Here is a 12,931-nt window from a genome sequence, read left to right as displayed (position 1 = left end):
CGCGGCATGCGGATCTCGGCGCGAGCGGACTACGCGGTGCGGGCGGCACTGGAGCTGGCCGCGGCAGGGGACGAGGCCTCGCTCAAGGCCGAGGCGATCGCCGCGGCACAGGGCATCCCGCACAAGTTCCTGGAGGGCATCCTCGGCGACATGCGCCGTGGCGGTCTCGTGGTCAGCCAGCGGGGCGGAAAGGGCGGCTACCGGCTCGCCCGTCCGGCGGACTCGATCGCCATCGCCGACGTCATCCGGGTGGCGGACGGCCCCCTGGTGTCGGTACGGGGCGTGCGGCCACCCGAGCTCTCCTACGGCGGTCCCGCGGAGTCACTGCTGCCGCTGTGGATCGCCGTACGCGCCAACGTGCGCAAGATCCTCGGCGAGGTCACCCTGGCCCACGTGGCCGCGGCCAAGCTGCCCGACGAGGTCGTGAGCCTCGCGGAGGACCCCGAGGCCTGGACGAACCCCTGACCGGACGGGACTCACCGGCCCGCTGTCACGTCCACCGGGGCGGCGGGGCGCCAGCCCAGCTCGGGTGCGATCAGCTGCCGTACGTCGTGCAGGATCTGTTCGTATTCCTCGCGTTGGAACTCGTACGGCAGCTCCAGGCGCAGCTCCGACACCTGTGCGAGCACGGGATCGGCCGCCAGCTGCTCCAGGATCTGTTCGGCGGTGCCGACCACGTCCGGGGCGAACAGGAAGCGCTTGGAGCCCAGCGCCGCCAGGGTCCGCGGCTTCAGTGTGCGTTCGTGCCGACTGGCCGCGTACGCGCGGTAGCGGTTGCGGGTGGCCGCGTCGGCGCTGTCGAACGGCACGATCACCCGCCCGAGCGCCACCCGCGCCGCTTTCCTGTCGTCGCCCAGGGTGCGCCGGTACTCGGCGAGCAGGTTCAGCTGGGCCGTGCTGAAGTCGTCGGTGTCCTCACCGGAGACGATGTTGCCGGACAGCAGGTTGAGGCCGTTCCCGGCGGCCCAGCGGACCGAGCGCAGACTGCCTCCGCCGTACCAGATCCGCTCCACCAGACCGGGGTCGTGCGGCTGCAACCGCGGCCGCTGGACGTTGCCGGGCGAGTGGATCACGGTGTCCGGGCCGCCCAGGTGGTCGCCGCGCAGGTTGTCGACGAGCCGGGCGATCCTGCCGTACGACAGGTCGAAGCCGCGCCAGTCTCCGTCGTACACCAGGTCGCCGAGGAGTTCGGCGTGCGGCATGCCGGTGCTGAAGCCGACCTGGAGCCGCCCCCGGGACAGCACGTCGGCCAGGGCCAGGTCCTCGGCCAGGCGGAAGGGGCTCTCGTAGCCGATCGGGATGACCGCGGTGCCCAGTTCGATCCGCTCGGTGCGCTGGCCGGCCGCGGCGAGGAACACGGCGGCCGAGCCGACACCGTGTTCGAGGTGCCGCTGCCGTATCCAGGCGCCGTCGAAGCCCGACCGCTCGCCGTACTCGAAGAGCTGGAGTGTCTCCTCCAGTCCGGTGTACGGGTCGTCGTCGGCGAAGTTGCCCGGGGTCAGAAAGGCCAGGGAAGTGATCGTGGGAGTGCTCATACTGACTCTCGGGTCGTGGTGGCCCCGGCGACGGGGGAGTGGACACGGCCACCCGGGATCGCCGCCAGCAGCTCGCGGGTGTACTCGTGGCGGGGGCGGGTGAACAGCTCGTCCGGCGGCCCCGTCTCCACGATCCGCCCGGCCCGCATCACGGCGACCTCGTGGGCGATCTGCCGCACCACGGCCAGGTCGTGCGAGATGAACAGACAGGCCACACCCGTGTCCGCCTGCAACTCGGCCAGTAGTGCCAGGACTTGGGTCTGCACGGACACGTCGAGCGCGGAGACGGGCTCGTCGCACACCACCAGGTCGGGGGAGAGGGCGAGCGCGCGGGCGATCGCCACGCGCTGCCGCTGCCCGCCCGACAGCTCCGCCGGCCGGCGCTCCAGCGTGGCGGCGGGGAGCGCCACCCGGTCGAGCAGCTCGCGGGCCCGGTCGAGCCGGGAGGCCCGGTCACCGACCTTGAAGGCGCGCAGCGGCTCGGTGATCACTTCGCCGATGGAGAAACGCGGGTCGAGGGACGCGTACGGGTTCTGGTAGACGAGCTGGGCGCGCCGGCGCAGCCGCCGGGCTTCGGTGCCCCGCGCGGTGGTGACGTCGGTGCCGTCGAACAGGACCTTCCCGGCCGTGGCGTCCGTCAGGCGGAGCGTCAGCCGGGCGGTGGTGGACTTGCCCGAGCCGGACTCGCCGACCAGGGCCAGGGTCCGGCCGCGGTGGAGGGTGAAGCTGACGTCGTCCACCGCGCGCAGGGTCCGGGGACCGTCCCCGGCGCGAGGGAGCCTGAACTCTTTGACGAGGTTGCGGACTTCGAGCAGCGGAGCCGTGTCGGCCTTCGGGGTGGAGACCGGGGTGCGGGGCTGGGCGGTGGTCAAGCTCGGTGCGCTCGCCAGGAGTCGGCGGGTGTACTCGTGCTGCGGGTCGGCGAGGACGTCACGGGTCGGGCCCGCCTCCACCACCCTGCCCTGCGACATGACCACCAGCCGCTGTGAACGGTCGGCGGCGACCCCCAGGTCATGGGTCACGAGCAGGACCGCGGTGCCCGACTCCTCGGTGAGACGCTGAAGATGGTCGAGGATGACCCGCTGCACGGTGACGTCGAGCGCGCTGGTCGGCTCGTCGGCGATGATCAGCTCGGGTTGCGCGGCGATGGCGATGGCGATCAGGGCGCGTTGCCGCATGCCGCCGGACAGTTCGTGCGGGTACTGCCGGGCCCGGACGGCCGCGTCCGGCAGCCCGGCCCGGTCCAGGACGGCGATCGCCTCGGCCGGGGCCGAGCGGCGGGTCGCCAGGTGGTGGATGCGCAGCACCTCGGCCACCTGGTCGCCGATCCGCTTGACCGGATTGAGCGAGACCGACGGGTCCTGCGGCACCAGCCCGATCCTGGCCCCGCGCACGGTGCGCAGCTCCGCCTCCGACAGGGTGGCCAGGTCGTGCCGGCCGAAGCGGACCGTGCCCGCGTCGATACGGCCGTTGCCCGGCAGCAGCCGGGTGATCGCGTGCGCGGTGGTGCTCTTCCCGGAGCCCGACTCGCCCACGACGGCGGTCACTTGTCCCGGCCGGACGTCCAGGTCGACGCCCTGGACGGCCGGGACCGTGCCGCCCCGGGTCCGGTACGACACCGACAGGCCGCGGATCTCCAGCAGGGGTGTGGTCATGTGCTCACCGGTCCTCGGTTCCTCGCTCATCGCTGCCTCGCCCATTCGCCGTCCAGTGCCCGGGCGATGCGGTTGGTGGCCAGTACGGTCGCGGCGATCGCCAGTCCCGGCAGCGCGGTCAACCACCAGGCGTTGGCGAGGTAGTTGCGGCCGTCGGAGATCAACGTGCCCCACTCCGGGGCCGGTGGGGGAGCGCCGTAGCCGAGGAAGCTCAGCGCGGACACGGCCAGGATGGAGGAGCCGAAGTCGAGGGTGGCCAGGACGATCACCGGGCCCGCCGCGTTGGGCAGCACATGGCGGGCGAGGACCGAGTACCAGCGGGCCCCGCTCGCGCGCGACGCCTCCACGAAGACCGCCTGCCGCACCCGCAGCACCTCCGAGCGCGCCACCCGCGCGAACGCGGCGACGCTGGCGATACCGACCGCGACCGCCACCTTCACCGTGCCGTAGCCCAGCGCGGTGACCAGGGCCAGCGACAGGAACAGCGCCGGGATGGACAGCAGCACGTCGACGAAGCGCATCAGCACGTCGTCCACCCAGCGGCCCACGAACCCGGCGACCACCCCCAGCAGCCCGCCGACCACGAACGCGACCAGCACCGCGATCAGCGTTGCCTTCAGGGACAGTTGGGCGCCGTGCACGACACGCGAGAACACGTCCCGGCCCAGGTCGTCCGTGCCGAACCAGTGCGCGCCGCTCGGGCCGCGGAAGTTCTGCGCCGGCACCCCTTTCAGCGGGTCCTGCGAGGTGAACAGGTCCGGCCAGAACGAGGCCAGGACCACCAGCACGAGGACGACGGCCGAGAGCAGGAGGCCGGGGCGGCGCAGCACGAACCGCAGCAGCCGTCGTACGTCGACGCGGCGCGCGGGCCCGTGACCGGGTCCCGGGTCGAGCGGGCGGGCGAGACCGAGGGCGGCCTCGGCCGGGTCGTCGACAAAGGTCTGGCTCATGCGAAGCTCGCCCTTCCGTCCGAGGCCACCACGATCCGCGGGTCGAGGAGCGGGTAGACCAGGTCGATGACCAGGTTCGTGGTCACGAAGATCAGCGCCCCGAACGCCACCACCCCCTGCACCACCGGGATGTCCTGGACCGTGACGGCCGCCGCGGTCACCCGGCCGAGGCCGTCGCGGGAGAACACCGTCTCGACCACCACCGAACCGGCGATCAGCTGCCCCACCAGCAGGCCGACGACCGTCAGCGCGGGCAGGGACGCGTTGCGCAGCGCGTGCCGCACATGGACCCGCCACCGCCCGGCGCCCTTGGCCCGCGCGGTCTCCACATACGCCTGGTCCAGCGCGGTCAGCAGGCTCTTGGCCAGCACCTGGGCGACCTGCGCACCGGTCGGGACCGCCAGGGTCACGGCCGGCAGCACCAGCCCCTTCAGCCCGTCGTTGCCGAAGGCGGGGAACCACTGCAGCCGGAACGAGAACGTCTCCACGAGCAGCAGTCCCACCCAGAACGTCGGGACCGACACCCCCAGCGGGGGCAGCGTCAGCAGGAGCTGCCGCAGCCACCGCCGGGAGGTGTACGTCGCCACCACCGCCAGGCCCCCGCCGAGCAGCACCGCGAGCAGCAGTGCCGCGCCGGTCAGCTGGAGGGTCCCCGGCAGCGCGTCGGCCAGCGTCGAGGTCACCGGGCGGCCCGTGGACACCGAGTCGCCGAAGTCCCCGCGCACCGCCCGGCCCAGGTACTCGGCGTACTGCACCAGCACCGGCTTGTCGAAGCCGTACTCGTGCCGCAGCGCGGCCAGTTGCTTCGGGTCGACCTGGCCCGAGTCCATCCCTGCACTGGCCATCGCCGTCACCGGGTCGCCCGGCAGATAGTCCAGGACCAGGAAGGAGACCGTGTAGGCCGCCCACAGCACCCCGGCCGCCTGCGCGAGCCGCTTGATCACATAGCGGCGCACGGGCTAGCCGATCCAGGTGTCGTGCAGCTGGATCCGGCTGGAGGCGTCGAAGTTCAGGTCGTGCACCTTCTTCGTGACGCCGAGCTGGGTCTGGAGCTCCACGACCGGCGCGTAGTAGGCATTGCGCACGATCAACTGCTGCGCCTCGGAGACCAGTTGCGCACGCTTGGCCGGGTCCGTGGTCGCCGCCTGTGCGGACAGCGCCGTGTCCAGGCCGGTCGCCGGGAGGCGGTAGAAGTTGGCCAGCCGGGTGGAGAAGGAACTGCGCAGGATGTCCGGGTCGGCGCGGGTGACGTTCCCCCACGCCGCGTCGAAGTCACCGGCCTGGAGTGCCGGTGCCAGCTGGGTGACCTGGACCTGCTTGAGGGTCACCTCGATGCCGACGGCCTTGAGTTGCTGCTGGACGAGTTCCAGCGCGGGCTGGTTGGTGGCCGCGTTGGGGATCCAGGTGATGGCGAGGCTAAGCTTCTTGCCGTTCTTCACCCGGATGCCGTCGGGGCCGGTCCTCCAACCGGCCTCGTCCAGCAGGGACTTCGCCTTGGCGGCGTCGAGCGTCAGGTCCCGGGCGAGGCTGGTGTAGTCGGGCGTGGTGTGCGCGAGGATGCTGGTCGCCGCCCGGGTGCCGGTCGGGAACACGGCGTCGGCGATCTGTTGCCGGTCGACGGCGTGCAGGATCGCCTGGCGTACCTTGGCGTCCTTGAGAACCGGACGAGAGTTGTTGAACGACAGGCCGAACACCACACCGGGGTTGGCCCGCCGCAGGAGGGCGACCTGTCCGCCCCTGAGCGCTGCCTCGTTGGCCTTGCCGACGCTGGCGATGGCGTCCACCTGCCCGGACTGGAGGCTGCCGGCGCGCACCCCCGCCTCGGGCACGACCTTGAAGACCAGCTTGTCCAGATACGCCTCCCCGTTCTTGGACCACAGGGAGGATCCCCAGTCGTACCCGCTGCGTCTGGCCAGGGTGACCGACTGGTTCTGCACGTACTGCTTCAGCACGAACGGCCCGGACCCGATGACCCCGTCGCTGCACTTCTGCTGCGGGGTCTTCTTCACGCTGGCCGACGACTCGATGCCCAGCGAGTGCGTCGAAGCGGCCTGGAGGAACTGGGCGTTGGGCTGTTCGAAGGTCACCTTCACGGTGAGCGGGTCGACCGCGGTGGTGCTCTTGACGCCGCTCAGATAGCCCTGGGCGAGGGTGGCGAGGGCGCCGAGCCTCGGCACCGCGTCGAAGTTGTCCTTGACCACCTGCGCGGTCAGCTTCGAGCCGTCGCTGAAGGTGACTCCCGGGCGCAGATGGAAGGTGAACGTCCGGGCGTCGGGGCTGACTTCCCAGCTCTTCGCCAGCCACGGCACGATCTTGCCGGTCCTGGGGTCCTGGTCCGTCAGTGAGTCGACGATCTGGCGCACCGAGTAGATGGTCTCGTTGCTGGCGACCTGCTGCGGGTCCACGCAGCCGGCGTCGGACCCCACCGCGAAGGTCAGGGTGCCACCGGACTTCGGCTGAGTGCTGCCGGTGCCGGAGCCGTCGGTGCCCGACCCGCAGGCGGTCAGCAGCACGCTGGTGGTGAGAAGAGCGGTCAGCGCCGCCCAACGAGGGGATCTGAAAACCGGAAGTGCTGTCACGGAGGGTTCTCCTACTCGTGTCACCAGGCATGGAGGTGCCGTACGAGGCACGGCCGTGCATGGGTGTGCGGTCCCGGCCGGTGCGGGACCGGTGGCGGGGGAGCGCTGTGCAGAAAGGGATCAGGGTGAAGCGGGGTCAGCCGCGAAAGGGTGCGGTGACGACCGGCGCGTGCCGGGCCTCGACGGCGGCGGGAAGAACCGTCAGGCCTGACAGAGGCAGCTGGTCGAGCGCTTCAGATCGATGTGGCGTCGGCGCGAGAGCCGGGAGAACACCGAGGTGAGGGCGAAGGAGGCATCGTGGTCACCACCGTGCCGCATACCCGTCCTCCACATCTCAGGCCCCCTTCGAGGGGCCACGCGCTTGCGGGGATCATCGGCGATCCTCGCCGGGCTTTCACCTGGAGCACCCCACCGCGCGGGAGGGTTGCCGGTCAGCGAGCCAGGGCTTGACGCTGACACTCAATGCCGTTCGTGATGGTACGGATCACTTTTGTCGTACGTCAATGGCGGATCCAGGGCCTGAGACGGACCGCCACGGGGTGCCTTCGGCGGACGTGTCCGGGGTGCCTGCGGTGGACACGTCCGGGGGTGCCGCGGCGGACGCGCCTGGGGGTGCCGCGGCGGAGGCGCCCGGGGTGCCGTCCGGCCGACTCGCGAAGCGCCGGCGAACGAACGTGGGCGGAAACCGGTTGAGGTGTCCTGCCCGCGCCATCGAGGTCAACAGGAACGGTGACGGCTGACCGGGAGTCGGTCCCGGTGCCGCGTGGCGCGGCGACGGCCCGTGTACGGCACCTGGTGCCGGCTCCCTACGGCAGACGCGGGGCGCGCAGGACGAGCAGGGTGATCTCGCTGGGGGCGAAGACGCGGAACGGCGGACCCCAGAAGCCGGTGCCGCGGCTGGTGTAGAGGAGGGTGCGGGGGTCGTGGTGGGTGAGGCCGGCGAGGGCCGGCTGGTCGAGGCGGACCAGGTGGTGGAAGGGCCAGATCTGGCCGCCGTGGGTGTGCCCGGAGAGCTGGAGGTCGACACCGGCGGCCGCCGCCCGGTCGATGAACTTGGGCTGGTGGGCCAGGAGCAGGACGGGCAGCTCGGGGTCGGCGCCGTGCAGCGCTCCGTCGAGGTGCGCACCGTGGCCTGCCAGGCCGGAGGACTCGGCGGTGACGTCGTCCACGCCGGCGACCACGAGGGTGTCGCCGCCGCGTTCGAGCAACAGGTGGCGGTTGCGCAGCGGCTCCCACCCCAGCTCGTCCATCAGGTCGACCCAGCCCTGGGCCTCGCTGTAGTACTCGTGGTTGCCGGTGACGTAGACGCGGGCCTTGGTGGCTCGCACCGTCCCGAGGGGTTCGGCCTGGGCGCGGCGGCGTTCGGCGGTGCCGTCGGCGATGTCGCCGGTGTGGCAGACCAGGTCGGCTTCCAGGCTGTTCACCGTCTCGCACACCCGGGCCGACCAGCGGGCGCGATCGAGGGGGCCGTAGTGGGTGTCGGTGATGAGGACGACGCGCAGGCCGTCCAACCCGGCACCCAGCCGCGGGAGTTGCACGTCGAGCCGGCGCACCCGCGGCACGCGGCGGGCCTCGGCGTACCCCCAGGCCAGCAGCGCGGCGGCCACGCCGAGGACGGCCCAGGTGACGACGCGGGCGCGGTCCTGACCCTCGCCGACGCCGGCCACGGTCAGGGCGAGCCGCAGGAGCACACCGAGCAGGACGGACCAGGTGAACAGGATCCAGCCGGCGCCCAGCAGGGTGTCGCCGAGGATCGCCGCCCGGTCCTGCTGGCGCCGGCCGTGGCCGCGCACCATCGCGAGCGGCATGCAGAGGAGACCGAGGGCGAAGAGGGCGGTGCCGGCCAGTGTGACCGGCAGGGGCCAGCCCTGGCCGGCGTACAGGAGCACCCAGCAGGGCACGGCCCACAACAGGACGGGGGCGATCAAGGGGAGGTAGCGCATCAGGCGGAGCACCCGGCTCGGCCTCGCCGCTCGCGCCTCACCCTCGGCGGGCCGGGTGTTACTGGTGTCGGTCACGCTGCCCCTCCCTGACCGGGCTGTCGTCTCGCGCACTGTATCCGGTCCCTGTCGGGCCGCCCGGAGGGGCGTTCGGAGGGGCGTTCGGCGAAACGAGGGGAAATGGCAGGTCGAGGTGAGGCGGATGAGTCATGCCGCAGACGATGGAGTGACTGATTGATGCGTTTCAATCAGTTCAGTGGTGGGAGGCTCGCACGCTCCGGCCGGGTCGTCAAGACCAGATGCGCCGAAGGAGCAGTTCACCCCGCTGTAGCCGCAGCGCAGTCAGGAACAGGCGGTCGTCGTCGATCTTCGGGTGATGTGTGCAGGCCCATCCGGAAGCAGAAACCTCACAGCGCTGTCAGCTGGAGTTTTCGCTCGCCACTCACCTCCCGGAGAGAGATCGGTGCCTGCCGATCTTGGAGCGTTTCAACGCGCGTCATGTATCCTGCGCCTTGTCGGCGACAGCCTGGTCACTGTGGGTGCCGTGCGGTCCCGGGTTGGAACGAGACCGGAGGTCGAGGAGCGCTGTGGCAACCGCCCGTCCGCGAGCAGTTCAGGGGCATGCCAGTCCGAGCATGCAGGATGTCGCCGACGCCGCCGGCGTCTCGGTCGGCACGGTCTCCAACGTGCTGAACCACCCGGCGAAGGTCAGTCCCGCGACGGCGGAACGCGTTCGCGAAGCCATCAGCCGGCTGGGTTTCGTGCGCAACGACGCCGCCCGGTCACTGGTGTCCGGCTCGACCAAGAGCATCGGCATGGTCCTCGCCGACATCGAGAACTCCCTGTTCATCGACATGGCGCACGGCGCGCAGGACGCCGCCCGCGCGGTCGGGCAGAACCTGCTGCTGGCGAACACCGCGTGCGACATGAAGCTCCAGGACGACTACCTCGACCTGTTCGACGAGTCCCGGGTGACCGGCGTGCTGCTGGCGCCGATGGAGGACTCCACGGCCGGCATCGCCCGCATCCGCTCGCACGGCCGCCAAGTCGTGCTGCTCAACTATGCCCCGCGGCCGGGCACTTGCTGCTCGGTGCTGGTCAACAACGAGCACGTGGGCTACCTGGCGGCCCGCCATCTCATCGACACCGGGCGCACCCGGCTGGCGTACGTGGTCGCGCACGACGACTACCAGCCCGTGCGCGACCGGCGCAGGGGTGTGCGTGCGGCGGTCGCCGAGGCGGGTCCCGGCGTCACCCTGGAGGAGATCGACAGCGTCGGCCTGACCACGTCCCACGGGCACGTCGTCGGGGCGGAACTCGCCCGCAGAGCGCCTGACGAACTGCCCGACGGCCTGGTGGTCGTCGCCGACGAGCTGGCCAACGCCATCATCCACGAGCTGCACACCGTGGCGGGGATCCGGGTTCCGGACCAGGTCGCCGTCGTCGGCTGCGAGAACAACCGCGCGGCGGGCGCCGCGGCGGTACCGCTGACCGCGGTGGACATGCCGGGCCGGATGATGGGCCAGGAGGCGATCCGGCTGCTGATGGACGAGGTGGCAGCGGGCAAGCAACACCGGCACGCCACGGTGGTGCTGGAGCCCGAGCTGGTCGTACGGGCCAGCGCCCCGAACTGACAACAGGAACTGATCAGTTCGCGCCGACGCTCTCAGTCATGCGCCGAGGTTGATCGGTCCAGGTCAGCGCAGCCAACCAAGAGTCCGAGCCGCTCGTGCCGACCAACGCCCAGCGCTCAGGGCTCCGCGCTCAATCCGAACGCCCTCCCCACCCCACCCCGTTCGGCGACGCCACATCACCCCCCCCCTCGCGCTGACCCCCCACCATCCCCAGCCTGACCAGCAGCTTCCCGCCCCGCCCCACCCACACCCCCCGTCACCGACAGCCCCCACACGCCCCGAACGCCCTCCAGAAACGCCCCCGACAACTCCTTGACACACGCCGAACCGAGCCATAGGTTCCCCGCATCTCTCCATTGAAGCGTTTCAACGCCCTGTGTGCCGAGGAGCACCCGTGCACAAGACCCTCAGAACCCGCCGTACCACCCTCCTGGCCACCGTTGCCGCCGCCACCTCGAGCCTGCTGCTGAGCGCCTGCGGCGGTGGGAGCGGCTCGGGTAGTGACGCGAAGGCGTTCAGCCTCACCATCAACGACGACAACCACATCGTTCAGCAGGAGCTCACCACCCTGAGCAAGAGCTCCTGCGCGGCGCAGAACAAGGCCCTGCCGCTGAAGATCCAGACGCTGCCGATAGGCAACGTCGACCAGAAGGTGCAGCTGCTCGCCGGCCAGAACGCGCTGCCGGTGCAGTTCGCGGCGGGCGGCACCCCCCAGCTCACCAAGACCCTGGACAAGGCGGGCCAGGTCCTCGACCTGGAGAAGACGCTCAAGGACCTCGGCGTGTGGGACGACCTCCAGCCGGCCGCGATCAAGACCGTCGAGAACCTGTACGGCAAGTTCAACGTCATGCCCTACCAGTTCAACATCGAGGGCATCTGGTACAACAAGAAGCTCTTCGCCGGCCAGCACCTGGCCACGCCCACCACCTACGACCAACTGGTCGCGGCCGCCGCGAAGTTCAAGCGCGCCGGAGTCACCCCGTTCGCCGCCGACGGCAAGGACGGCTGGCCCCTCACCCGGCTCATCAGCGGCTACCTCTACCGCGAACTCGGCCCGGACGCCCTTCAGTCGGTCGCCGACGGCAAGGCCAAGCTGACCGACCCCGCCTATGTGAAGGCCGCGCAGGCCATCGCCGACCTCGGCAAGGCCGGCTACTTCGGCAAGGGCGTCGGATCGATCGACTACGACACCGCCACCCAGCAGTTCCTCACCGGCAAGGCCGCCATGTTCTACATGGGCAGCTGGGCGCTCGGCGACTTCAACGACAAGACCAAGAACAAGATCGGCGCGGACAACGTCGGCTTCATGCCGTTCCCGACCGTCGCGGGCGGCAAGGGCAGCGCGGACCAGATCCCGGCCAACGTCGGCCTCCCCGTGGCCGTCTCCGCCAAGTCCTACGACGCCAAGGTCGGCGACTGGCTCTCCTGCATCACCAAGAACTACGGTGCCGCATCGCTGAAGGACCAGGGCACCGTCTCCGGGTTCAAGCCCAACGGCGACACCGGCACCCTCCCGCCGCTGACGCAGACCGTCCAGGACACCATCTCGAAGACCACGACCAGCACCCTGTGGTTCGAGGCGCTGTTCAACACGAAGGCGACGGAGACCAGTCAGACCAACGCCGCGCCGCTCGTCACCGGCTCCCTCTCCGCCAAGGACTTCATGCAGAAGGTCCAGAGCGACCTCGACAACGGCTGACCCCGCCGCGCCACCGCCGTCCGCACCGAACCCTTCGTGAGAGAGCCGTCATGCGTTCAGTTCTGGGAGACCGCCGTGCCATCGCCGTCCTGCTCGGCCCGGCACTGCTGGTGTACACCCTGGTGATGCTGGTGCCGATGGGCTGGTCCCTCGGGTACACCTTCTTCAAGGGCAACGTCATCGAGGGCTTCACCTTCGGCGGGCTCGGCAACTTCGAGAAGCTGTGGCACGACCCCCAGGCCCACTCGGCGCTGTGGTTCACCTTCGAGTACGCGCTCGCCGTCAGCGCCGGGCAGATCCTCTGCGGCTATCTGCTCGCGCTGCTCTACGTGTTCGTGCTGCGCAGGTCCTCCGCGGTCGTGCGCACCCTGGTGTTCTTCCCGGTGATCCTCCCGACGGTAGCCGTGGCCCTGATGTTCCAGAAGCTCTTCGCCGTCGCCCCGCAGAACGGCCTGGCCAACGTCGCCCTCGAAGGTCTCGGCCTCCACCACGGCGACTGGTTCGCGAGCGCCGGCGGCTCCTTCGTCGTCCTCGTCGTCATGGACGTGTGGCGCTCCATGGGCTTCTACGGCGTCCTCATCTTCGCCGGGCTCCTCGACATCCCCGACGAGACGCTCGAGTCGGCCCGGCTGGACGGCGCCACCGGCTGGCGGCTGATCCGGCACATCGTCCTGCCGCTGTCGGCGCCGGTGCTGCTGTCCTCGGTGGTGTTCAGCATCAACGGCACCCTCAAGGTGTTCGACTCGGTCCTCGCCCTGACCAACGGCGGCCCGGGCAGCGGCACGACACCCCTGACCCTCTACATGTTCCGCACCGCCTTCTCCTACGGCGACTACGGCTACGGCAGCACCATCGCCTCGCTGCTCACCGTGGTCTGCCTCGGCGTCACCCTCGTCGTCTTCCGCTTCTCGCGCCGCGACCTGACCAAGGGCTGAACCC

The 12,931-nt window shown here is 70.7% G+C and carries 11 protein-coding genes and 1 riboswitch; of the genes, 4 read left to right on the top strand and 7 right to left on the bottom strand.

Annotated elements, in window-relative coordinates:
* Positions 1-6: 6 nt before the first annotated feature.
* The gene (locus AC2XR2_RS03750) at positions 7-465 is read left to right on the top strand and encodes an RrF2 family transcriptional regulator (RefSeq protein WP_381299521.1); all 459 of its coding nucleotides are present in this window, start codon (positions 7-9) and stop codon (positions 463-465) included.
* A gap of 11 nt (positions 466-476) precedes the next feature.
* Here AC2XR2_RS03750 and AC2XR2_RS03745 read toward each other — a convergent pair whose 3' ends face one another.
* The 7 genes from AC2XR2_RS03745 to AC2XR2_RS03715 all read right to left on the bottom strand — a co-directional run bounded on the left by AC2XR2_RS03745 (position 477) and on the right by AC2XR2_RS03715 (position 8,737).
* Positions 477-1,535: an LLM class flavin-dependent oxidoreductase gene (locus AC2XR2_RS03745; protein ID WP_491514250.1), complete on the bottom strand. Its 1,059-nt coding sequence runs from the start codon at positions 1,533-1,535 to the stop codon at positions 477-479.
* Complete coding sequence (locus AC2XR2_RS03740; RefSeq protein ID WP_491514249.1) at positions 1,532-3,220, bottom strand: dipeptide ABC transporter ATP-binding protein; 1,689 nt, start codon at positions 3,218-3,220, stop codon at positions 1,532-1,534. The genes AC2XR2_RS03745 and AC2XR2_RS03740 overlap by 4 nt, the downstream gene beginning before the upstream one ends.
* Positions 3,217-4,140 (bottom strand): ABC transporter permease, encoded by a 924-nt coding sequence (locus AC2XR2_RS03735; RefSeq protein ID WP_491514248.1) that lies wholly within the window; start codon positions 4,138-4,140, stop codon positions 3,217-3,219. The genes AC2XR2_RS03740 and AC2XR2_RS03735 overlap by 4 nt, the downstream gene beginning before the upstream one ends.
* Positions 4,137-5,096 carry an ABC transporter permease gene (locus AC2XR2_RS03730; protein WP_491514247.1) on the bottom strand — a complete coding sequence of 320 codons (960 nt, stop codon included), beginning with the start codon at positions 5,094-5,096 and terminating at the stop codon, positions 4,137-4,139. Before AC2XR2_RS03730 ends, AC2XR2_RS03735 begins: the two co-directional genes overlap by 4 nt.
* A 3-nt stretch (positions 5,097-5,099) precedes the next feature.
* A complete protein-coding gene (locus AC2XR2_RS03725) occupies positions 5,100-6,719 on the bottom strand; it encodes an ABC transporter substrate-binding protein (RefSeq protein ID WP_491514246.1) in 1,620 nt (539 codons plus the stop codon).
* A 201-nt stretch (positions 6,720-6,920) separates the two neighbouring features.
* The gene (locus AC2XR2_RS03720; RefSeq protein WP_491514245.1) at positions 6,921-7,037 is read right to left on the bottom strand and encodes a putative leader peptide; all 117 of its coding nucleotides are present in this window, start codon (positions 7,035-7,037) and stop codon (positions 6,921-6,923) included.
* 34 nt (positions 7,038-7,071) lie between these two features.
* Positions 7,072-7,186: riboswitch (SAM riboswitch) on the bottom strand.
* Between the two features lie 339 nt (positions 7,187-7,525).
* Positions 7,526-8,737 (bottom strand): metallophosphoesterase, encoded by a 1,212-nt coding sequence (locus AC2XR2_RS03715; RefSeq protein WP_491514244.1) that lies wholly within the window; start codon positions 8,735-8,737, stop codon positions 7,526-7,528.
* Positions 8,738-9,294: 557 nt separating this feature from the next.
* On the opposite strand from AC2XR2_RS03715, the gene AC2XR2_RS03710 reads away from it, so the two are divergent.
* From AC2XR2_RS03710 to AC2XR2_RS03700, 3 genes are all read left to right on the top strand, one after another.
* Complete coding sequence (locus tag AC2XR2_RS03710) at positions 9,295-10,293, top strand: LacI family DNA-binding transcriptional regulator (protein WP_449348466.1); 999 nt, start codon at positions 9,295-9,297, stop codon at positions 10,291-10,293.
* Positions 10,294-10,687: 394 nt separating this feature from the next.
* Positions 10,688-11,992, top strand: coding sequence for an ABC transporter substrate-binding protein (locus tag AC2XR2_RS03705; protein ID WP_491514243.1), 1,305 nt, complete (start codon positions 10,688-10,690; stop codon positions 11,990-11,992).
* A 50-nt stretch (positions 11,993-12,042) separates the two neighbouring features.
* The gene (locus AC2XR2_RS03700) at positions 12,043-12,927 is read left to right on the top strand and encodes a carbohydrate ABC transporter permease (protein ID WP_491514242.1); all 885 of its coding nucleotides are present in this window, start codon (positions 12,043-12,045) and stop codon (positions 12,925-12,927) included.
* Positions 12,928-12,931 lie beyond the last annotated feature (4 nt).

Source organism: Streptomyces sp. LS-MS-L19 (assembly GCF_058382285.1).
This window is presented reverse-complemented; position numbering and strand designations above follow the sequence as displayed.